Here is a 20,816-nt window from a genome sequence, read left to right on the forward strand (position 1 = left end):
CAGCCCTTTACTTGTTATAACCCTTACTTACGAACGGAGAGAATGAACTTCTCCAGCGATTCTGTATTGGTAATGCTGTGATTACATCCTTGGTTATCCATGCATACGTATTGACCAATCGCAGAATAATTATCCGGTAAAGCGTTCTTGGTTTTAACCGTGAAGAAAGCAAGCTCTTGATGCCGATTACAGAATAGGCAATACCCCTTCTTGTGTGTCGGCGTTATTCTTCCCTCAATACCGATAAACTGTCCTTCAAACGGATATACAATGAATAATTTGTTTGTAGCAATATCTACCCAGCTCAGATACGTTACATAACGAAAATCAATGGATTGTAGATCAGGCATTTTCATCTTTTTGTTCTTCGGAAATAACTTCTGAATTTGCTTCAACGTAATCGGTGGATACAACTCCAGGTAAGGTTCTAACGTTTTCAAATACCTTTGGTAATCATCTGTTGTCCCCAGTGACGATATTTGCTCCAGCAGTTGCTGCTGATTCTCTGTCAGTTCCGTAAATGCTGCAATGATGTTTGTTGCAGCGCTGTATCTCACAGTCTCCAGGACCCTGCGGTCCGCGGCGGATTGAAACGTTTTGCGAACAAATTCAGCTTGTCTTTTAATCAGATTATATTGGTGGTTTCTAATAAATGATGTACTCATAGCTTTCAGCTCCTTATTATTCATAAAAATTCAATAAGGGCAAAGCCTGTTATTAGAAACGATAAAGTTAAGTTTGGGCGAAAGAATCCAGACTATCGCACCCCACGCAAAGTATCGCCCCCGATCAGGCTTTGCATGAGTTATTTCTAGCTAACGAGCAATTCAGCATTGCCATCTGAGTAACCCCCAATCAAATATCATGCGAAAAGTATATCAGAGAATTTCGGACGGATCAATTGAAATGAGACCTCATGGATATTCTTTTATTTCGTTGCATTTAATTGTAATATCTGATCATTCACAAATCCTTGTAAGAAAAAAAGCTCATCGTCATTTGCTTTTCGTTCATTGGCTGCCTCAAATCGCTCAATCGCTTCCTCTAAGGATGTTGATTTCACAGCATTATTGGCTAAGATGAGCTCTTTATAATATTTATCCATCTCCTCCAAGTCACAGATCGATTCATGACCAAGAAGAAAATGTGTAGCATCATATTTCTGAATATCTTCTATCATAGGCAATAAATGAGACTGTTTAAAATGATATAAATCTTTTGTCGTTGTGCAATACACACTATCCCCTAGAAATATCACCTTTTCATCCGGAATGTACACAACTGTTGAATCATCCGTATGCGTACTTTGAATGGTCTCAAGCACACAAACTTTATTGCCCAAGTCCAGATGGAGAGACTTTTCAAAAATGATATCCGGGGGACACAACTGAAATGTCTCTCTCTCCTGTATTTCATTTTGTATCGTCTCCATACAATGTGAAGTCATCTTCTTGGAATCCACATACTCCTGAAGAGAGCGGTCATCATAAGAATAGTTCCGCCACTCATTCATCTTTTGGCTAGTTAGACTATTCATAATAATCGTAGCTCCGTATTCATTCATGCCTAAAAAATGATCCCAATGGGCATGCGTGATGACCACATATTTAACGGGTGGAACGTTTAACTTCTCTATTTCATGTAAGAAATCCCTGGCATGTTGAACCGAATTCCCACCATCAACAACAAGGCTGTATTTATCACCGCACACTAACCCTAATGTCGGTCTTTCTTTATCATTTTGGTTAGATAGATAGTAGATCGTTTCACTTAATTGATTTAGCATGTTATTTCTCCTCTATAGTAAATTCTTAATTCATAAGAGAGAAAATCTGCATGCTTATTTGAATCAACATTTAGATTTTCTCATTTTATTGGTTTACCAATGGAATCACCTCCTTTGTTTCTTATGCTGGTCTCCGAATTATCTTGTTTTTACTTTCGTTATTTATGTACACTTTCGAGCACCCATATGTTAGTTTAACGAATCCGCAAGGGAATTCCTATTACAAAAAGGAGAACACAGGCATATTCATGCCCATATTCTCCATACAAGCCCTCCTCGTATTAGTCAGGAGGCTGAAGTATGCAAACCCTCTATCAGAATGAACAACGTAAGTGCCTGTCCATAACCCATCGGACTAAGCGGAATATCCTTATAAAACTGGGCATCCTGCCCCACAGGTGTTCCATAGGATACTTGTTGTACAACTCCTTTATCATCAATTTGTTTCAACACCGCTTCAAGCGCTCTCAAGCCAGTCTGGCGATAGGATTCATCCAGGTATCCATACCGGATTCCCTTGAGAATACCGTATCCAATCGCTGCCGTTGCGGAGGTTTCTTTGTACGAGTCCGGATCATCCAGTACGGTGTGCCACATGCCATCCTCATCCTGAAGCTTGCTCAGCGCTCTGACTTGAGCGGTCGCCGTATCCAGCAGATAGGACTTTAGCCCATCTTCGATTGGAATAATATTCAGAAAATCCATGACCCCCGCTGTATACCATGCATTGCCTCTTCCCCAATGAACAGCACCATAGTTATGATTTTCGTTGAAGTCCCAGCCATGATAGAACAACCCGGTTCTCTTATTATATAGATATTTGATATGCACAAGGAACTGTCGCTTGGCTTCTTCTACCAAGTCGGGTTTCTTGAAGTATACCCCTGCCTTGGCCAAAAATAGTACCGTCATAAAAAGGGTATCAATCAGTATTTGTCCATCATTGGCATCTCCCGTTATCATATGCTGAAACGCACCATCTCCGGTTCGCAGCAGTCCATTCATGATCCAACTGCTCCACTCTTCACAGACATGTTCGTACTCCTGGTTTCCGGTCAGCTCGCATAGTGAAATCAAAGTAAGTAGCGGAGCACATGTATTCACATTTTTTTCCGGTAACCCTTCCATCAGCCTTGCATTGTACCATAATTCAAGAAATTCCAGCACTTCGGCATCCTTCGTTGCGTCATAGAGCTGAAGCAGACCATAAAGGCCGACACCTTGCGGCCATTCCCATAGGTGAATGTCGATCAGTCCGATTGGAAATTGTTCATTGATGCTTGTGTTTTTCATAGACTCCATCGCACGGGATACCTTGCTTATTCTCTCCTGCAGCATCATTGGATTCGGCATGTTGGTTTTCACTCCCTTGGTTTCTTGCATACGATTCAGCGCTCCATGTCCAGTAACTGCAGCTGTCCCCTTACTCCATAACCGTCGTGTACTATTTCCTCTCCTTGAATATGAAAGGGCTTGTTCATACCCCAAAGAATTGGACCATAGACCGGATCTGTCAGGGTAAGAGTTAACGCTTGACTGTCGAATTGCGGGCTTGCAGAACGGATTTGGTTTATAAAAGCGTCAAATGAGCCGAATTGCTGTTCACTTCCTGCCCTTATAATCCAGGCGTTGCGCAATCCGGGGGAAATAAGCTCACGCTCTCTCGTCACCCCGGTGGTCTCCATTGATGCTCCATTGGCAGCATATATGGCTGCATACCCTTTATCCAGTCGGACAAAATACCAGTTCTCATGCCTTACCCATTCTGTGAAGGAATAAGAGGGAAAATAAGCATGTGTCCAGTCAGCCGTCTGATTCGCGGGAATATCAAACATCATCAAAGCAATCCCCTCATGCTGAACAACGTCCGGCAATATCCCGTTTCCAGCCCAATAGCAAGGCCGTCCATCCCCGTGCTTGTATATTTCTGCTGGATGATTCACCCAAATCTGCGCCTCAGGCGACAGAGACAGATGATTGACATGCTCCTGATAACCTGCCTTGCTAGGACGAAAGTGAATAATTGAAGATAGGGCGTATTCCTGTGTCCGACAATGATAGAGCTTGGCGTAACCTCCCTTGCCCTGCTGATTGGCAAACACCAATTGCTGATTTCCTCCAAGGTTCAGATGCTCCTGATACGCTGCAGGAGGAATGTAATCCGATAAACTCAAGGCAACATTGCTGATTGAATAATTGTTTACATGACCGACGCCATAACCAATCCAGCACATTGAAGTCGTTCCTGCAGCATAACTGCCCAACAGTTCCTTCTCATAGCTGCGGCCGAATGTTGTAGACATGACCCCTTGATGCATCTGAACAGTAATATAATAGAATAACAGGTCCATTGCCTTCTTCGCTTGCTGTCTGAGCTGTTCATTATGTGCAAATTCATAGATATGCAGCAGACCTACCGCATCAATAGGAATGTATGCACTTGAATTCCATTCGGCCAATCCTTCATCCAAAAAGCGCTCAAACCATAGTGCAAGCCTCTGCTCTGCTTTTTGACGATGAACCTCACCGGATTCACCACTGTTGCCAAACGTTTCATTCCCGAACAGTTGTCCGGCTAACAGCTCATTGGTATGGAACAACAAGGCGTGATTTTCGCTGAAGAACCACATCACATCATCGCCAGGCTCATCAATCCAATACCGATAGCCCAGAATGCTTGCTTTTACCCGATCCCAGAACGATTCACTGAACAAACCGCTATCTCGTTCATCCCTCCAAAGGCGAAATAGCCCCACCAAATAAAAGTCACTGCAATCCTTCCGTTGCTCAATCCCTTCCACGCCATCAAGCAATAACTTCTCCGCTTCTTGCAGATTGCCTTCTGTCTTCAGCATAGCGATGGCCTTATGAATGTTGGGACTGCCCTTCTCGGCAATACATCGCAGAGCCAGGGATTTGCGGGCTTCAATATCCGCCGCTTGCTGAGCAGCCTCATCATAGCTGGTATCGTAGGATTGACAGCCGAACTTCTTCGTCAGTACCACGTTTGAAACCGAAATAGCCAGTGTGAAATATACGTAATGATGGCCGATTTCATTGGTATGTGCCAGGACCAGATCCGTTTCTCTCTCAGCTATGTGTATCGTTTTGTTTTCTGTCCCGTCAAAGAAATTGCCATATTGAATATCAGCCTCTCTAACGATGTCCGGCAATGGAAGCGGCAGCTTGAGCTTAATCTGCTCACCTCTAAAGATATCTGAAGGAAAATAAGCCTGTTCCAGGGCTCGCTCTGCGGATTGGACAGGCCCCACCAAGTGAGCAACAAGTGGCAGTGAAATATCCAATTCTTCGTTTCCCAGGTATTCTACTGCAAAAGCATACATGGTATCACGCTCAGCCAGGTCCTCCCAGCAGGCATAGATCTCATTGATTCCAGCTACTAGCTCAGCATTAATAATGATTTCCTGCTCCTTATTACGAATGAGCGGCGCAAAGTCCGTCACCAATTCCCCATTTATCCACAATGTTAGACTGCCATAGGTTTTTATCCGGAAAGAGGCCGTATGGGTAGTCGAAGAGACTAGACGTGTCGCCGCGTAACTGCGCAGATGTGTCGGTACGAACCAAAATCCTGATTTCTCCACCCGCGGATTATCCCAAGGAGAATACAACTCCCATGGCATCCCGTTCTCTTCTCCATTGAGAGGGTCTCCCGGGCTTGGAAACTCACTCCAGTGATCAAAAAATCGGGGCACAGGCTGCGTTCTCCTATTTTCTACAAATTCCTGTCTACAAGGGTTTTCATGAATGGAGAAACCATCGATAAGCCAATCATTAATATCTCCCTCCATCGTTGTTGGAACAAATGCAACAGGCTTCGTGTATATGCCGCTAATTATCCAATGATTAATGACCTGGTTGTGGCCTAATTTCATAGGCTTGTAATTCAAGGTGTGCATCTTGCCACTGATGGTATCTGACATCCAAACTCATCCTTTCATCCCTGAAGTAATCATACCGCTGACAAAATATCGCTGGAAAACCATAAAAACAATCAGCACCGGAAGCATCGTAATGACGGACATGGCCAGTAGGCTGCCCCAATCTACGTTGTATTCACCAATAAAATTAGAGAGTGCAAGCTGGATCGTATATTTGGATGGATCACTAATAGCGATTAACGGCCATACAAAATCATCCCATCTCCACATGAAGGAGAAGATCGCGAGTACTGCCAGAATCGGCTTCGCTATGGGAAGAATGATGCTCCAGTAAATTTTCCATTCTCCCGCTCCATCCATCCGGGCAGCTTCCAGCAGCTCATCCGGTACCGTCAGCAAATACTGCCGCATAAGGAACACACCTGTCGGGGTTGCTGCAGGCGGGATAATAATCGCGAGCAAGCTATTATATAACCCAAGTGCGCTCAGTACTTTGAATATGGGGATCATAATGACCTCAATTGGAATCATAAGCGTTGAGATAAAAGCAATTAATATGATCGAGCTTCCGCGGAAGCGGTACTTCGCCAATGCAAAGCCTGCCATGGAATTGATCAGTAACAGCAGCAGCGTGGAGCTCAGAGTTACAATCGTACTATTCATAAAATACAAGCCGAAATTACCTTTTCTAAATGCCTCCTTGAAATGCTCGAAGGTGACTGGCTGCGGCCACAACTTGGGAGGAAAGCTGTACAGATCGCTATTCGTTTTCAGGGCAGAAATCACGACCCACAGAACAGGCAGGAGCCACAACAATGCGGCCACACTTAACATACTGTAGATGACGATTTTGACCAGAGGCTTCATCACCATCAGACAGCCCCTCCTTTCGATAAACGGAATTGCAGCGCCGAGAATCCTCCAATAAGGATAAACAGCATCACCGACATGGCACTGGCCAGGCCAAGCTCCTGCCTATTAAAGCCAATCTCATAAATATATTGAACAATATATGTGGTTTCCTTGCCCGGCCCACCGCCTGTAAGCGCAAACATAAGTGGGAAGGCTTTGAACGCGTCAATCAGAGACAGCATAACAACAAGTAAGCTTGTAGGTTTCAAAAGCGGGAGCGTAATATAGCGAAACACCTTTATTCCCGTTGCACCGTCCAAGCGTGCAGCCTCATAGTAGTCTGTAGGTATGGCCTGCAAGCCGGCAATAAAAATGACCATGAAAAAGCCCGCACGTGACCATACCGTCGCGATGATCACAGCCGTATTGGCCCAAAAGGAAGAGGTCAGAAAGCCGACTTGCTCCACACCAGTCATCGTTAACAGATGATTCAAAATGCCAAATGAATCTCCAAAAATCCACTTCCAGGTCAATCCTACGATAATGTAAGAAATCATGGTCGGCCAGTAAAATATCGCCCTGAAGAAGCCACGCATTCGAATCTCGCGTGCAAGCAGCAAAGCAATGCCTAATGCTGCTGCATATATTAACGGAACAACAATTGCTGCATAAATCCCCGTTCGTCCGATGGTTGACCAAAATTCCTGATCCCCTATAATTTTGATATAATTGTCCAGCCCGTTGAACTTCATCGGGTTCAATCCATCATAGACATGGAAAGAATAGTACAGGCCCAATAAAGAGGGAAATACGATAAAAGTTCCAAAGATCAGGAGGTTGGGAAGTATAAACAGATAAGGAGCAATAACGAGCTTCCTGTTCTGCCTTGCCAGCGTTTTACTATTTAATCGTTGTCCTTCACTCATCTCCTTGCCCCTTCCTAATGCGTTAATCGAAAGGGAGGCCTAACAGGAAATCGGTAAGCCCCCGTGTGTGAATTAGCAATATGGCTTTACGTTTTATTGACTTTCAATCGCTTCATTAATCTGCTTGGCCGTCCGATCCAATGCTTCCTGCGGAGTAGCCTTATCTGACAGAACGTCCATAATATTATTTTTCAAATCCGTTGAAATTTTGGATATAAGCGTTTGCTTAGACCAGTCATTGGCTGCAAGTGGCGAACTGTTCTTCAGTTCATCCGAGAAAACTTCAAACATCTCCTTGCCAAATGCATAATTCAGTACGGAGCTATCCTTCCGTGGACTCATAAATAACGACTCCTGATTATATTTTGAATTCACTTCTTTGGACGTTAAATATTCAATGAACTCTGCCGCCTCCTGCTCATAACCGCTGCCTTTGAATGCCATAAGAAACTTTCCGCCTGGCACAGAAGAACGTTGTGTTCCTTTTGGCATATAGGTGACCCCCCATTCGAAATCGGTGATATCCTTGTAATTGCTGATCATCCAGTTACCGGCCCAGTGGGTAGCTACCGTTCCGGAACGGAACAGGTTGTTCGGGTTCTCCCCTCCGAGCCATACCGATTCAGGCATAATCCCTTCTTGATGAAGCTGCTTGAACATCTCCATCGTTCGGATGCCGGCTTCACTATTAATTGCTGCCGCAGTGCCATCCTCCGTTAAGATGCTTCCCCCGTTCTGATACAAAAGCGTGGACCATCTATGCGGAGTGACATCCCATACCATGCCATATCGTGCTCCGCCTTTGTCCATAACCTCTTTCAGCGCAGCGATATATTCCTCCCACGTCCATACCTGATCAGGAGAAGTAGGTACGTTGACGCCCGCTTTATCAAATAAGGTTTTGTTATAAATAAGCCCATTCGCTGTGACATCCATAGGCGCAGCTACCAGCTTGTCATTCATAACATAGTAAGGTTTGAGAGAGTCGATGAATTGATCCTCGAATTGATCAGCATTGTCCACGTAGGGTGTAAGATCAACAGCCTGATTAGCAAAAGACCCCGTATCCGTGACCCGACTCAGAGCAGGCGGCTTTCCGCCAGATAACATCGTTTTTAATTTGGTTTGGATATCCTTGAAGCCCACCTCAATCAGATTGATCTTAACCTTGCTATTGGTCTGCTCGTAATCTTTAATAATTTCCTTCATCACTTCTCCTTCCTTCCCGTCAGAAAACCACAAGAAATCAAGAGTCGTCGATTTCGAATCACTGTTGTTACCTGTATTTGAGCAAGCAGTCAGGATGATGAGCAACATGATCAACACTAAACTGGTGCCAAGCTTAAACGTTGTTCTTCTTGTCATATCAACATCTCCTTAAAAGGGATTAATGATTTTTGGCTTCATTAAGCAATTCATTTTTACGGAATAACTGTGGCGATACACCCACATATTGCTTAAAGGCCCTGCTAAAATATACAGGTGTATTAAAGCCCAATGTCTCTGATATGGACAAAATCGGTGTATCCGTAGACAGCAACAATTTTTTGGCCTCTGCCACCCTTTTCCGTATCACATAATTGCTTATTGTATATCCCGTTGTCTCTTTGAAAGAATGACAAATGTAGTATTTATTCAAATGAAGTGTTTTGGACAAGTCATCCAAAGAAACATTCTCCGTATAATTCTGGTTTAAATAATGAAGAACCCGGCTTACGCTTGTCTGCTTCTGGGAAGAACATAAACTAGGATTGACGGATCGCTCACTGCTCATTTTCCGGTAAATCCGCAGTAGTAATTGGGTAAGACTCAATTTAACCATCGTTTTATACCCTGTATTTCCGGCATCCATCTCCTCCTTGATCCCCTTAAATATACCTATGATGTATTCACGCTCCTCCAGGGACCAATGCACCAACAATCCATTGGCATGACGGAATATGGACATCAAATTATCCAATTGACTCATACCAAGCATGTCCAAAAGCATTAATTCCGTAAAATTGACGAAACTTCGCTTATACACTATTTCTCTTGAAGGATTAATCCGGTGGGGTACGCCCCCTCTGAATATAAACATATCACCGGGCAGCGGCTTATATATTCGATCACCGATTAAAAAAGTTGCATCTCCCTGAATAAAATAATGAATCTCATACCCGTTATGCGTATGGACAGGCCATTCATCCTGAAAATTATCTGCTTCTGATCGCACATAAACTTCATTTTCCTGCAAAGCAATATTCGTCGGGGTGTGTATGGTTAACATCAATAAAGATCTCCCTTCTCAGAATATAAAAAGCAATATAGTTTAATAATTTACAATGATAGCGCTTTACAATGAATTGTATCACAGTTATTTCGATATAATCCGAACAATATTGCTGTATTGTTGATCAGGATTGTTGAAAATGATTAGTGCGGATTTCATGCTGACTGGACGTTGGAAATAAAAAAAACGCTGCAAAGCCCAATGGCTATACAGCGGTCAACTTGCAAACGGTTGGTTAAGATATATTTACTTTTTTAAAGTAACACCCAATATTATTCTTTCATTTCCTTGGTGACGGGAGCAAGCAGAGGCCAAATCGATAACTCCTAAGACCGAAATTTCAACAAACCTATTTATTAGGCGCTTGTTATAAGTTCGGCTTTTTTCTATAGCCTGTTAGCTGTTCAAAGGCAAATGCAATACGAATCAATATCGATTCACTAAAGGCTTTACCAGCAAACGTAATTCCAAATGGCCTTCCATTTTCCTTATATCCCGCAGGTACAGCGATTGATGGATATCCCGCTCTTGCACTAAGATCAGCGCCAACGTAAGAAGGGAAAACAATAGCGTCCAGTCCAAATGTATGTACAGCATAATCTATGCCATTATTTTGCGAATGATATAAATCCGTTATTAACTCCAAGATGTAATTCGAATTATTTAATGGATTATTCAACTGTTCTCTATCTTCGAGAAGGTTTTGCCCGTACTTTAAAAACCTTTCCGCATTTTGTTTGTTCCACTCGATTAATTGACTAAGGGAATGGACAGGTAGATGCGGTGGAAGATTTTGCAGATAATGATCAATGCTATGCTTAAATTCATTATTCAACTTGTTCCACTCCCACTTTCGGTCAAACGATGGGATGTCTATATCTTCAATAATGTTAGCCCCAGCTTCTTTAATCTGGGTTACAGCGTTTTCAAATAGAACTTCATCATATTCTTCGTTATCACGATATCGTGTAATGGGAGCTTTTCTGAAGATTCCTATGGTTGCATTTCTTAACCCTTTGAGGTCTAAACACGTTGTGTAGTCTATTGTTGATTGCGGAATTTTCCAAGTAGCCGGGTCTTCCTCGTCTTTTCCTGAAAGTATTCCTAGTAGGATTGCTGCATCTGTTACAGTCCTTGCCATTGGACCAGCAGTATCTTGCGAGTGTGAGAACGGTATTATTCCAGTACGACTTATTAGACCTACAGTTGGCTTTATACCAACAATAGAGTTCTGAACGGATGGACTTAATATGGAACCAGATGTTTCCGTTCCTATGGAAACCATCGTAAAATTAGCAGCTACCGCAGCAGCGGAACCCGTGCTTGAACCCCCTGGGAAAAAATCGCCATAAGGGTTTAAAACTTGTCCCCCTCTAGCGCTGTATCCAGCCCACATATCCGTAGACATGCCATTTGCCCATTCTGTCATATTTGTTTTTCCAAGTATGACTGCTCCAGCTTCTCTTAGCTTAGTGACTAAAAATGAATCCTTTGAACTAATATGAGCTTCCAAGGCCAGTGCTCCTGCGGTTGTATGCATTCCATCCTTGGTTTCTATGTTATCTTTCAACAAAACCGGAATACCATGTAAAATCCCTCTCGGCCCTACGGATTTCCTTTCAGCATCCAACGCCTCCGCAATAAAAATCGCATCCGGGTTGACTTCCAACACGGAATTGATCTTCGGCCCATTTTGGTCATATTGTGCAATACGATTCAAGTAATACATAACCAGATCTCTTGAGCAAAGCTCTCCCTTTTCCATGGCAGCTTGTAGTCCAAATATCGTATTTCCCTCAGTATTGACATGATCCAGTTCAAATGAATTTTCCATATTCTCACCTTTTCTTTGTGCCTTAAACTTATTACCTATGACAGTTTTTCTCGTTTTTTAGTGAGTGTCATGATACCATCTTCGAAGTTGATTAATGTGAGCTTGATGATAACGACTATGGTCAGCGATATGCCATATGCCCCAGCGTATGGTCGCTTGCTTCTCATTCTCATGTCCAAAAGTGACAATCCCCGATAGATCATCATCCGTTAATTGTACACACGCGTCCTTCAACATGGTTATGACACCTTCATATGTCGATATAAGTGTACTCAATGATATCCCTTGAACCATCGGAAGTCTGCCATTTTCATCAATCATGGGGCCATGTTGCTCTCTTAAGATCTGAGGAAGTGGTCTTCCCTTTATTCGATAAACCCAATTCAGATCGACGTACGTAATATGTTTTATTAATTGAGCGGTACTATTGAAGTTGTTATTAGGTCCTTTATAATCTATTTCTTCTTGCGACATACCATCCGTGACAAGTTGGAGTCGTTGGATGTTTTCTTTAACCGCTGCATATAACATCCCAACAACAGGGGACATACTAACTTCGCCTTTTAAATCATAAAGCACCCTAACTCCTCCTAGAAATATTCGTCATCGTTGATCTCTTAGAATTTCCTTGATTTCTCTTAATTCTTGCAATATTTCTTTGGTGTACTGGTTACTCTTCGAATTATCCATTCCGATTTTCACAACAAAAATACCAAGAAACAAAGACACTACCAACATTAAGATAGTCTCCAATAGTTACCATCCATCCTTTCCTACAGCAACAGGAACCGTGACTATTCATTTACAGGTAGATACATTGTTTGTATCTCTTGAACGCCCGGAACAAATCCAAGATTAAAATAGACTGATTCAGCATCGTTGCCTTCCATGACATATAACTGTAGAACTGGATACTTGTCTTTAAGTTCAGTCAGGGCTCTTTGCAGCATGCGTGTAGCAAGTCCTTTTCCTCTGTAAGCGGGGTTGACTCCTATGCTGTAAACTGCTGCTTGATTGTCCTGTAAACATAGGCGACAGTTGGCTACAAGCTGCCCAGTAACCTTATCATATACCAGGGTAGAGGCTTGAGTTAGGTTCTCACTAGTAAAATGGACTTCTTCGTTCGGAATAAAGTCTTCAAGAGATGTCTTCTTTCTGCGTAAGGCTTCAAAACCGCCTACAAAGCTTTCAAAGTCACACAGAGCGATTTCATCTTCATTACTGTATTGCTTAGTCCCCGTTTCATTTTCGATAATTTCGGGGCTCTTAATCATAAGATCAGGATCCCAATGCACATTGAAATGATCTGTAGGACGCTGCATCCAGCGGCATCTGAACTCATCTGGCCAGAATCCAGCCCTCGTAAATAAATGTACTTGATCGGGGAGAATTTCATATACCTTGATACGTTGAGTTGGATCAGACCATTTTATAAGTATTTTTTTAAGAAGCTTCAGTACCTGAAATGAATCATTGAATGGGGAAATAAAGAATAGATGATATAACGTATTGGGTGCCATTCTTACCCCACCGATTTTTGAATCTCCTTTATAAATCCAAAAAGAGTTATTCCGCGAAACATTGAAGCCTTCTCCTTTAAAAAATCCAGTATAGGCCATATTATAATAGACAGAACAATACACTCCCCATTCTTCGGGATCAGCCTTTTGAATAGAATATTCATTAGATAAATCATAAGAATAAAGTTCCTCAGACCAATTATTTAATTCCACGCGTCATTCCTCCTCATCGATGCTAATTACCTTCAAAAATTTTAAGGTGTGTTATCTAAATATCTCTAGTCCCCCTTAAATAACTTGTCCTTTACTATTTATTTGATCAATTCCATCTTCAAACTTATTTTTCAGCAGTTCATGAAATTTATTTTCTTTCTTCTTTAAATGCTCTTCAAAGAAAGCAGTAATATACTTATTAATAGTGGAATGCTTGTCTTCTATCCCATTTTCATTGTAATGTATTGGGATGTCGCTAAAAGTCATATGATGAGCACCGTTTAGTTTTATAAATGAACTATTCAGATCTCTTGAGTTAAATAGAGACTCATACCCACTCAGTAACAAAGGTAACAGCTCGGGTGAAATTTCATTTTCCAGTTCTTCAAACGAGCATTTTTCTTGTCGAGCTACCAATAACGGAACAGATATTCCTTCTTCTTTACTCGCCGTTATTAAATGGAAACTAGGGTCTAATAGAATACTAGCCTTAATTCTCTTGTCTCTTTTGAGCAATTCATAAGCAGCAGCCCCACCCAAAGAATGACCAATGATGCCCATTTCATTCACATCGACTATAGCCCTAAGATCCTTAACTGAATCCAAGACTTCATCTACATTTCTCAAAACCCAACGAATATCTTCAGTTCTAAGCTTCAACAGTCGTTTCCAAGAATGGATATCTAAACTGTCTATTTCGGATATCTCATTGGATTGCTGGACAAAGCGGCCGTCAGGAAAAATGGAGAATATAGATTCATGAGTCGCTCCTACAGTAATAACAGCAAATCCGGACTCCACTAAATGTTTTACACAAAAGGAATACATATCTCTAACTACACCAAAAGCCGGAGCTATAACAATAATTGGACAGTTTTTAGCAGTAATATCCACACTCACATCATTATGTATTTTTGTATCCAGCTTACAAATATAATCTCTATCAACACCCATACTACAGAGCATATCAACAGCTAGAGAAGTATTAGGTTCAAATAACGAACTATACTTCGACTCATTTTTCACTGAATCGGAAGGATAGTATATGCTAATGAGCACTTCTCTAGTTTCCTTACTTATGGGATCAATACGTGATTCATCCTTTAAAACAAAAACCTTTCTGCCAACCGTCATCGCATTCACCCTTTTTTATTTTTGTTACTACCAACACGGTTTGGTGGAAATATGTGCTTGTCTGAACATGCTCTGTTACTTCCAAAAATTTCAAAATACAGACAAGCTACTCTTTAATTAATTTTTTTCTCATATACAAAGCTATTTCTTCGTTTTCGCTCGGATTATTTGAATATAGTGATACATCAATTCCTTCTATTTGATAACCACATTGCATGTAAAAATGAATGGCTGGAACATTCGTATTCTGGGTTTCTAACGTAATAGCTCTGAAGCCTTGTTCTTGAGCAATCTCATTCACTTTATTGATCAGCAGCCTCCCATATCCTTTTCTTATGTATGTTTCATTAACCTGCAAATGCCATATCATCAGCGTATTATTCCAATGTTGTGGTTCTGAAATGGCGAGCGCTATGATTTTCCCCTCTATAAATATTCCATAAGAAAATCCCATTTTTATGATTTCTTCATACCATTCCAAATCTTCTGTACTGTTCAATTCTTCTTTTTCGTAGATGTCATCCAAATTTATTAACGTTAAATGCATACTAAAGGAGCCTTGCGTCTCTTCTTTGGTAAGCTCATATTTTTGAGTGGATTTATATCCAAAGCTTCCAAGTTGAAGCCAATCTTCATTGGATAGAGTCTCTATTTTTTTGATCTCCATTACATCACCCCAGAAATATATATTTCAGCGACCAGCACACAACTTGTTTTATACATATCTGTTATATCTCTTTTTTCGACTTTAATTTTCCATTTTCCTGCATTTCTACTTTATATCCCATCTATCTACTATAATTCATCGCCAGGAGCACCTTGAAATCCCGTCGGGTCGGACCCGACAGGATTTCATTTGAATACATATTCTATCTTAAATCAAAAATTCCAGATTAGTTTAACCACTCTGATTATTCAGTTAATCTCTAAATAGTCGATATATACATCCCATGTTCCGTCATCGGCGGTTACAACGAGTTGAATCTCCTGGTTTCCGGTCCCATGGCTGATATTGTTAAGGGTGTAAACCGCGGGACTGCTTCCTCCGAAGTAAAAGGTTCCCTTCGTTTGGCCGCCAATCTTCAAATCAACTCTGGCCATATTGGAATTATTCGAAGCACCACGGAGTGTGAAATTATGAGTGCCGCTGGCAAAATACTGTGTGTATTTGACCAAATCATTATTGGCATAAAGAACAACTCCGTTAAAAGGCGAGCTAATATTACCAGTATACTGGCCGCCTTTGGTCATATTCTCGGCTTCCACTTTCGTCCCGGTACTTGGAGGATTGGTTGTACCATCGTCAGGCGCAACAGCCCGACCAGTGCTCGAAGAGATCATACCGGAGCAAAGGCCACGGCTCTTCAGGTTTTGTGCTATCTGCGGAATCGCTTGCAATGTCGTTTGATACTGGTCATGCATCAGAATGACGTCACCGTTTTGCATTCTATTCACGGCAGCTACGATCTGGGCAGTGGAGGCGCCATTCCAGTCCTGAGAATCCACGTTCCACAACACTTCGGTTAGGCCATTTTGGCTGAGGACAGATTTTAGAGTAGCATTGGTCGCACCGTAAGGCGGACGGAACAACTTCGGTGAACTTCCGGTTATCGACTGGATGGTCTGCTGTGTCCGGGTGATTTCCGACGACATCTGGGAGCTGCTCAATGTCGTCATATCAGGATGCGTATAGGAGTGGTTGCCGATCCACATACCCGCTGCCACCTGTGCGCTGACCAGAGATTGATTATTTTGGGCGCTTTGCCCTACATTAAACATCGTAGCCCGCAGACCTGCCTGCTTTAACGCATTGAGCACGTTTGTTGTGTTGCCGCTGGGGCCATCATCAAACGTCAGGCCTACATAACCGTTTGGACAGTTGGCATCGGCGGCGCTGACGGTAGGCATCACCGGTATGGAGAACAACGTGCTAAAGAGTGCAACAGACATTGCTGCCTTTACCAGTTTGGCTTTGAACATTATAAATTCCTCCTTTAAACTTAATAACAATATCGTTGTTCGCTTCACTCCCAACCGTTTAACCTCTCTACTACACTCTAGGAAGTTGACCTCCTCTCTTTCATACGATTACCAACTCTGAAAAAAGCGCTTTCATAATTTGATATTGTATGCCTCGTTTCGTGTATGTAAGCAGTTTCTTCCAGATGGATACAGTATAAACGATATGTATATTTAAAGTAAATTCAATTTAAACCAAATTATTCTATTTTTTCATCTTGTCGCTATTATTCCCCTTGGCCCCTATGAACTTGTGGAAAAGGCTCCTTGGACTGCAAACTTCTTCTCCAGCTTCTCTTTGGTAAACCAAGGGGCATGTGCTTCTATAAGAACCCTCGCTTCATTTCAAGTCAAGCCATATCTTAAATAAAAGGCTTATGTTGCTACCACATGCTGCATTTCTTCACTGCCTGTTAGAAAGCCTGCTCGCTCCACATAATATAAATCATAGATCTGCTCGGCATAATTTATCGATTCATATATCTCCGGGTATATATCATTTGCTAATTTGACATACGGTAATTTTCCCACTGCTTTGTTGGATCGGATGTTTTGTTTGCGAATTTTCAGAAATACCGTTTCAATTTCATGTTGCAGAAACAATTCCGCAAAGAAGGCTTCCTTTGCTCGTTGGTTGTAGCCTTTTCCAAAATAAGGAGCTCCAATCCATGTGGCAAGAAAACCCGTCTTATTATCGATTTGATATAGATCAATGGTGCCGATGGGATGGCCCAGCTCATTAAGGATCGTTCTTGAAATACATATGTTTTGCTCTTCTTCAACAACCACCTGCTTGGTTACGAATAAATATTCTTCATAAGATCGGCACTTATGACGAACATAAGGAAAAACTGCGGGGTCCAGCATTAAATCATACAGTGAGTGGCATTCGTGCAAGTCTCGTTTTTTTAACATTTAAACGACCACCTAGTCCTTTTAGTTCGCTGAGTCAAACAAACTAAGTATATAAAAGGACTTGTGGAATTTAATGAATTCTATATTGCTTTTATGTAAAATTCATCATAGAAATGTTTTCCACATCATTTTGGCTGGACGTCACGTGACGCTCCAATGAAGAGTGCTGTTAATTTTCATTTTTGAATCTGTTTTCCAGTTCCTTAACAAATACCTCGATGGGATACTTATAATCAATTGGTTTGTAGATTATTCTATTATTCCATTGATGTCTCATGGCCTCGTCTCTCAAATCATCGTTTTCATGCTGAATCGTATTCAAAATCAGCATCATTTCATTCATCGTGCCTATAACACTCCTGTTATCCGTTTTTGTAATTACCTCTTCACTACATTCTTTTATATATGAATTGGCTAACGCTTCAGGAATTTGTTCAACAGCAAAATAATCTTGCAAATGATTTAAAAAGACCTCTTTTAGTTTATTGGCTTGATTCGTTCGAATTCCGGTTACCGTTAAACTCAATCTAGAAAAATCATTCATAAACACATAATGTTTTTTGCCATATAGCTTAAAAAAATTGACATGCCAACTAAAGAAAGCATCTGCAGGATGCTCGATTATTTCAGGTTTCACATTCAAATCCTTTAATGTGTCTTTCGTTGCTTTAAAAATTATCATGAATCTTGTTCCTTTCATTTTAACTTTTCTCATCATTATTGATAACAACATTTCATGCGTCGGGATAAAATTTTTGGCCAGAGGAAACATTAATTATACCACTTATCCCAGGGAGTGATGTGATGCTGTACCTTATCAGCTTAGTGCTTATGTTTACTGGCTTAGCCTGTATCAATATTATTTTTTCATATCAGAGCAAGCATATCGACCCTCAATTCTGGTCTACGTTTAAATTCCATCTTTGGATGCTGCCTTTATTCTTCGCAGCTAATCTGAGTGTCGGATATGGCATCAAGTTTGGTATGAAAGCCGCCAGCCAACTGGGCTATGTCCTGATTATTGCCAAATGCATGGAAGTGCTCATCTCCATATGGATGGGATACTGGTTTATGAAGGAGATCCCTTCATGGAAAACGTGGGTTGGTCTTGCGGTCATCATTATTGGTGTTGTTCTGGTTAAGCAGAAATAGAAGTCAGTTACAAGTGCTTTCATCTGCTAAATGCAAATGAAAGGGAGGCGTTCACGGGTCAAAGACATAACACGATGCCACACTTGAAGACTTGATGCATCATATTATTGCTGCCTTTAAGTTAAATATGGAACATCGGTTATCAAGTGTTGGATATCGTTGGTTGAAACCTTTTTCCAGTGTAGGAATCCCCAATCCTTGTCGCAAGAAAACCTATCATCATGCCGAGATGTTTTCCATACGGTTTTACTCAGGCGGGGCTCAGAAGGAGTTGATTTATTACGATTAGTTATACGAGGTCTTTAAGATTGTCTTCACTCGGTCAACGGTCGATTCGAAGAACTCTTGCTTAATATCTTTTCGAAATACTTCCTTATATCTATTTCTTCCAATCTGATCAAAACGTTCTTGTACCCGAATTACATGTTCGTTGTCAGACTTGATATTCTTCTCTATCTCTTCATACTGTTCCAACGTATCATATTCCCACATCGCAAAAATCTCACTGGTTTCATCATCAATAATCGTATGCCATCTTCCAATCAATCTCGCACCGTACTTCAGTTGTGTAGGTAATAGAATATCATTAAATAAAGCATTAAACTCTTCTACGAATGAAGAAGCTACAACATATGTCTTCCTCCGATATATCATCACTGCACCTCTCTCGATAAATTAAAAAACGAACCTATATACAATTTCATCATCATATACATCTCCGGTCTCAGCAAATCCCATTTTTTCATAAAGCTTTCTTGCAACTTCATTATCTGAACATACCGTTAAATTCAAACACTTGCTATGGACATAATTCTCTCTGATATATCTAATTACCGAATCTATCGTTGCTTTTCCATATTCCTTACCTTGATAACTTGCATCGATCATAAAACCATTCAACCAATAGGACCAAGTTGTTGTTTCATCTAATGTGATCATGACAAAACCCACTAAGCTATCCTCCGTATTATATATACAAAATGGCAGATACTTGTATTCATCCCCATCTGGACGAATGTGCACTTTCGCTAGAGACACGGCTACTGATGGAACATAATGATTTTGATTAGCTTGAACTTGTAAGTTTAATGCATCTTTCCAGTTCTCTCTTGTCGTAGGTATTAATCTGATCACAATAAAATCACTCATTCCGTTTTTTTGTTGGATTAACTCCAGTCACCGAAATGCTTCTCAAGGAATCTTACTTCATTTTCATAATGAGCCAAATGACCCTCTTCGATCATTTTGATAAAAGCAGTCTCCCCAGACGCAGCCCGATCAGATAATGTAGTACACATGAAATGAATTCGAGAAACCACCCATTCCTTCAGATCTGTCGGCCCATCCATACCATAAGCATCAAAAAATAACGCTATACGTCTTTTCCGCTCAGATGCATGATCCTGTTTGTGATATGGAACGACTTCCCTTTCATCTTTACCCGGTGAAAAGCCTGCTAGCGGAACAGAGGTATAAAGGCTGTAAACGATATCCCATATACGCGGACCAGGCCCTGCCATGTCAAAATCAATGATTCCTACAGGAAGTCGATCTTTAAACACAACGTTATACAAAGCAAAATCGTTATGGCAGACTACTTCTTCCTCTGAAGATATCCTTGGACAGGAATTGGATGACTCGGTACTTGTGATAAATCCCACTGTAGCATCATGATAGCTTTTTAATAGCTTGGCTACTTCTTCTAAGGTTTCATCAGACCACATATAACTTTCAATCTCAGGATAATCATTTCCCAGCACTACACCATCCAGGTAAGAAAGAATCTCTCTACCCTGCTCATCTGCTCCCAAATATCTAGGGGAATGCGCATAGCCCACCTTTTCAAGATGCAAAAGCAATTCATATACATACGGATTCGGTATTGCGTCACGCCGAACGGTGCTCCCAACTTTTACAACCTTGTTCACATTGCCTCCGTTCAGAATCTCCTCGTGTTCCCGCAAAATGAACTCCTCCTATGGTCTGTTTTGGGTATATCTATTGGTTTTATCCTTTCTGGAACTCCCCGGGAAACCAGCAACCAATAGTACAAATCCGACGAAGAATAAGAAATATACGAGTATACCCGTAAAACCATTATCACTCGCTGGTATTAACTCACGCGCTTTCCCACCTGAAGCATAGCCAGCTTCTACTATCGCTATGGATATTCTATCCGAAATTCTATCTAGGGTTGAAATAAAAACGCTGCTAACCATAAGAACCGCGCCCAGGATTTTATTTGTATTGTTCATGAGCTGCCTCCTATTTCCGTTTATAATTATGATCCA

General features: G+C 41.3%; 21 protein-coding genes. 1 reads left to right on the top strand and 20 read right to left on the bottom strand.

From position 1 onward, the window contains the following. Nucleotides 1-23: 23 nt before the first annotated feature. The 16 genes from Q0V21_RS11920 to Q0V21_RS11995 form a co-directional block, all read right to left on the bottom strand. A complete protein-coding gene (locus tag Q0V21_RS11920; protein ID WP_301879070.1) occupies nucleotides 24-665 on the bottom strand; it encodes a FusB/FusC family EF-G-binding protein in 642 nt (213 codons plus the stop codon). A gap of 263 nt (nucleotides 666-928) precedes the next feature. Beyond that, the gene (locus Q0V21_RS11925; protein ID WP_301879072.1) at nucleotides 929-1,786 is read right to left on the bottom strand and encodes an MBL fold metallo-hydrolase; all 858 of its coding nucleotides are present in this window, start codon (nucleotides 1,784-1,786) and stop codon (nucleotides 929-931) included. Nucleotides 1,787-2,071: 285 nt separating this feature from the next. Then, on the bottom strand, nucleotides 2,072-3,169 hold the full coding sequence (gene bglB / locus Q0V21_RS11930; protein ID WP_301879073.1) for a beta-galactosidase BglB: 1,098 nt from the start codon (nucleotides 3,167-3,169) through the stop codon (nucleotides 2,072-2,074). Nucleotides 3,170-3,174: 5 nt separating this feature from the next. Continuing rightward, a complete protein-coding gene (locus Q0V21_RS11935; protein ID WP_301879074.1) occupies nucleotides 3,175-5,730 on the bottom strand; it encodes a hypothetical protein in 2,556 nt (851 codons plus the stop codon). A gap of 6 nt (nucleotides 5,731-5,736) precedes the next feature. Then, nucleotides 5,737-6,561: a carbohydrate ABC transporter permease gene (locus Q0V21_RS11940; RefSeq protein ID WP_301879075.1), complete on the bottom strand. Its 825-nt coding sequence runs from the start codon at nucleotides 6,559-6,561 to the stop codon at nucleotides 5,737-5,739. Continuing rightward, nucleotides 6,561-7,466, bottom strand: a complete 906-nt coding sequence (locus Q0V21_RS11945; RefSeq protein WP_301879076.1) for a carbohydrate ABC transporter permease — start codon at nucleotides 7,464-7,466, stop codon at nucleotides 6,561-6,563. The genes Q0V21_RS11940 and Q0V21_RS11945 overlap by 1 nt, the downstream gene beginning before the upstream one ends. A gap of 93 nt (nucleotides 7,467-7,559) precedes the next feature. Further along, complete coding sequence (locus Q0V21_RS11950; RefSeq protein ID WP_301879077.1) at nucleotides 7,560-8,831, bottom strand: ABC transporter substrate-binding protein; 1,272 nt, start codon at nucleotides 8,829-8,831, stop codon at nucleotides 7,560-7,562. Nucleotides 8,832-8,853: 22 nt separating this feature from the next. Next, complete coding sequence (locus tag Q0V21_RS11955) at nucleotides 8,854-9,735, bottom strand: AraC family transcriptional regulator (protein ID WP_079344125.1); 882 nt, start codon at nucleotides 9,733-9,735, stop codon at nucleotides 8,854-8,856. Nucleotides 9,736-10,105: 370 nt separating this feature from the next. After that, complete coding sequence (locus Q0V21_RS11960) at nucleotides 10,106-11,572, bottom strand: amidase family protein (RefSeq protein ID WP_301879078.1); 1,467 nt, start codon at nucleotides 11,570-11,572, stop codon at nucleotides 10,106-10,108. A 57-nt stretch (nucleotides 11,573-11,629) separates the two neighbouring features. Then, entirely contained in the window at nucleotides 11,630-12,151 is a 522-nt protein-coding gene (locus Q0V21_RS11965) for a DinB family protein (protein ID WP_301879079.1), read from the bottom strand. Between the two features lie 215 nt (nucleotides 12,152-12,366). Further along, a complete protein-coding gene (locus Q0V21_RS11970) occupies nucleotides 12,367-13,305 on the bottom strand; it encodes a GNAT family N-acetyltransferase (protein ID WP_301879080.1) in 939 nt (312 codons plus the stop codon). Nucleotides 13,306-13,380: 75 nt separating this feature from the next. Continuing rightward, a complete protein-coding gene (locus Q0V21_RS11975) occupies nucleotides 13,381-14,439 on the bottom strand; it encodes an alpha/beta hydrolase family protein (RefSeq protein WP_301879082.1) in 1,059 nt (352 codons plus the stop codon). A 106-nt stretch (nucleotides 14,440-14,545) separates the two neighbouring features. Next, entirely contained in the window at nucleotides 14,546-15,106 is a 561-nt protein-coding gene (locus Q0V21_RS11980) for a GNAT family N-acetyltransferase (protein ID WP_301879083.1), read from the bottom strand. A 248-nt stretch (nucleotides 15,107-15,354) separates the two neighbouring features. Continuing rightward, nucleotides 15,355-16,419 carry a polysaccharide deacetylase family protein gene (locus tag Q0V21_RS11985; RefSeq protein ID WP_301879084.1) on the bottom strand — a complete coding sequence of 355 codons (1,065 nt, stop codon included), beginning with the start codon at nucleotides 16,417-16,419 and terminating at the stop codon, nucleotides 15,355-15,357. A gap of 414 nt (nucleotides 16,420-16,833) precedes the next feature. Beyond that, a complete protein-coding gene (locus Q0V21_RS11990; protein ID WP_079344119.1) occupies nucleotides 16,834-17,373 on the bottom strand; it encodes a GNAT family N-acetyltransferase in 540 nt (179 codons plus the stop codon). A 169-nt stretch (nucleotides 17,374-17,542) separates the two neighbouring features. After that, nucleotides 17,543-18,145, bottom strand: a complete 603-nt coding sequence (locus Q0V21_RS11995) for a DUF6933 domain-containing protein (RefSeq protein WP_301879085.1) — start codon at nucleotides 18,143-18,145, stop codon at nucleotides 17,543-17,545. 32 nt (nucleotides 18,146-18,177) lie between these two features. On the opposite strand from Q0V21_RS11995, the gene Q0V21_RS12000 reads away from it, so the two are divergent. Further along, nucleotides 18,178-18,525 carry a hypothetical protein gene (locus Q0V21_RS12000; protein WP_301879087.1) on the top strand — a complete coding sequence of 116 codons (348 nt, stop codon included), beginning with the start codon at nucleotides 18,178-18,180 and terminating at the stop codon, nucleotides 18,523-18,525. Nucleotides 18,526-18,810: 285 nt separating this feature from the next. Here Q0V21_RS12000 and Q0V21_RS12005 read toward each other — a convergent pair whose 3' ends face one another. Genes Q0V21_RS12005 through Q0V21_RS12020 form a run of 4 tightly spaced genes read right to left on the bottom strand, consistent with a single transcriptional unit; the run spans nucleotide 18,811 to nucleotide 20,780 of the window. Then, nucleotides 18,811-19,179, bottom strand: coding sequence for an NIPSNAP family protein (locus tag Q0V21_RS12005; RefSeq protein WP_301879088.1), 369 nt, complete (start codon nucleotides 19,177-19,179; stop codon nucleotides 18,811-18,813). A 21-nt stretch (nucleotides 19,180-19,200) separates the two neighbouring features. Further along, nucleotides 19,201-19,674 (bottom strand): GNAT family N-acetyltransferase, encoded by a 474-nt coding sequence (locus tag Q0V21_RS12010; RefSeq protein WP_443145888.1) that lies wholly within the window; start codon nucleotides 19,672-19,674, stop codon nucleotides 19,201-19,203. 17 nt (nucleotides 19,675-19,691) lie between these two features. Next, the gene (locus Q0V21_RS12015; RefSeq protein ID WP_301879091.1) at nucleotides 19,692-20,489 is read right to left on the bottom strand and encodes an aminoglycoside phosphotransferase family protein; all 798 of its coding nucleotides are present in this window, start codon (nucleotides 20,487-20,489) and stop codon (nucleotides 19,692-19,694) included. A gap of 12 nt (nucleotides 20,490-20,501) precedes the next feature. Beyond that, nucleotides 20,502-20,780: a hypothetical protein gene (locus tag Q0V21_RS12020; protein ID WP_301879093.1), complete on the bottom strand. Its 279-nt coding sequence runs from the start codon at nucleotides 20,778-20,780 to the stop codon at nucleotides 20,502-20,504. Between the last annotated feature and the right edge of the window lie 36 nt (nucleotides 20,781-20,816).

Origin of the sequence: Paenibacillus sp. 11B (assembly GCF_030487755.1) — a bacterium.
GTDB lineage: Bacteria > Bacillota > Bacilli > Paenibacillales > Paenibacillaceae > Paenibacillus > Paenibacillus vandeheii.

What these genes read in the sequence shown, in the direction of transcription:
- bglB (WP_301879073.1), bottom strand. Translation starts at nt 3,169, where the DNA reads ATGCAAGAAACCAAGGGAGTGAAAACCAACATGCCGAATCCAATGATG.
- Q0V21_RS12000 (WP_301879087.1), top strand. Translation starts at nt 18,178, where the DNA reads ATGCTGTACCTTATCAGCTTAGTGCTTATGTTTACTGGCTTAGCCTGT.
- Q0V21_RS11945 (WP_301879076.1), bottom strand. Translation starts at nt 7,466, where the DNA reads ATGAGTGAAGGACAACGATTAAATAGTAAAACGCTGGCAAGGCAGAAC.
- Q0V21_RS12005 (WP_301879088.1), bottom strand. Translation starts at nt 19,179, where the DNA reads ATGATATATCGGAGGAAGACATATGTTGTAGCTTCTTCATTCGTAGAA.
- Q0V21_RS11985 (WP_301879084.1), bottom strand. Translation starts at nt 16,419, where the DNA reads ATGTTCAAAGCCAAACTGGTAAAGGCAGCAATGTCTGTTGCACTCTTT.
- Q0V21_RS11995 (WP_301879085.1), bottom strand. Translation starts at nt 18,145, where the DNA reads ATGTTTCCTCTGGCCAAAAATTTTATCCCGACGCATGAAATGTTGTTA.
- Q0V21_RS12020 (WP_301879093.1), bottom strand. Translation starts at nt 20,780, where the DNA reads ATGAACAATACAAATAAAATCCTGGGCGCGGTTCTTATGGTTAGCAGC.
- Q0V21_RS11975 (WP_301879082.1), bottom strand. Translation starts at nt 14,439, where the DNA reads ATGACGGTTGGCAGAAAGGTTTTTGTTTTAAAGGATGAATCACGTATT.
- Q0V21_RS11935 (WP_301879074.1), bottom strand. Translation starts at nt 5,730, where the DNA reads ATGTCAGATACCATCAGTGGCAAGATGCACACCTTGAATTACAAGCCT.
- Q0V21_RS11990 (WP_079344119.1), bottom strand. Translation starts at nt 17,373, where the DNA reads ATGTTAAAAAAACGAGACTTGCACGAATGCCACTCACTGTATGATTTA.
- Q0V21_RS11920 (WP_301879070.1), bottom strand. Translation starts at nt 665, where the DNA reads ATGAGTACATCATTTATTAGAAACCACCAATATAATCTGATTAAAAGA.
- Q0V21_RS11940 (WP_301879075.1), bottom strand. Translation starts at nt 6,561, where the DNA reads ATGGTGATGAAGCCTCTGGTCAAAATCGTCATCTACAGTATGTTAAGT.
- Q0V21_RS11980 (WP_301879083.1), bottom strand. Translation starts at nt 15,106, where the DNA reads ATGGAGATCAAAAAAATAGAGACTCTATCCAATGAAGATTGGCTTCAA.
- Q0V21_RS11955 (WP_079344125.1), bottom strand. Translation starts at nt 9,735, where the DNA reads ATGTTAACCATACACACCCCGACGAATATTGCTTTGCAGGAAAATGAA.
- Q0V21_RS11925 (WP_301879072.1), bottom strand. Translation starts at nt 1,786, where the DNA reads ATGCTAAATCAATTAAGTGAAACGATCTACTATCTATCTAACCAAAAT.
- Q0V21_RS12010 (WP_443145888.1), bottom strand. Translation starts at nt 19,674, where the DNA reads ATGAGTGATTTTATTGTGATCAGATTAATACCTACGACAAGAGAGAAC.
- Q0V21_RS11950 (WP_301879077.1), bottom strand. Translation starts at nt 8,831, where the DNA reads ATGACAAGAAGAACAACGTTTAAGCTTGGCACCAGTTTAGTGTTGATC.
- Q0V21_RS11960 (WP_301879078.1), bottom strand. Translation starts at nt 11,572, where the DNA reads ATGGAAAATTCATTTGAACTGGATCATGTCAATACTGAGGGAAATACG.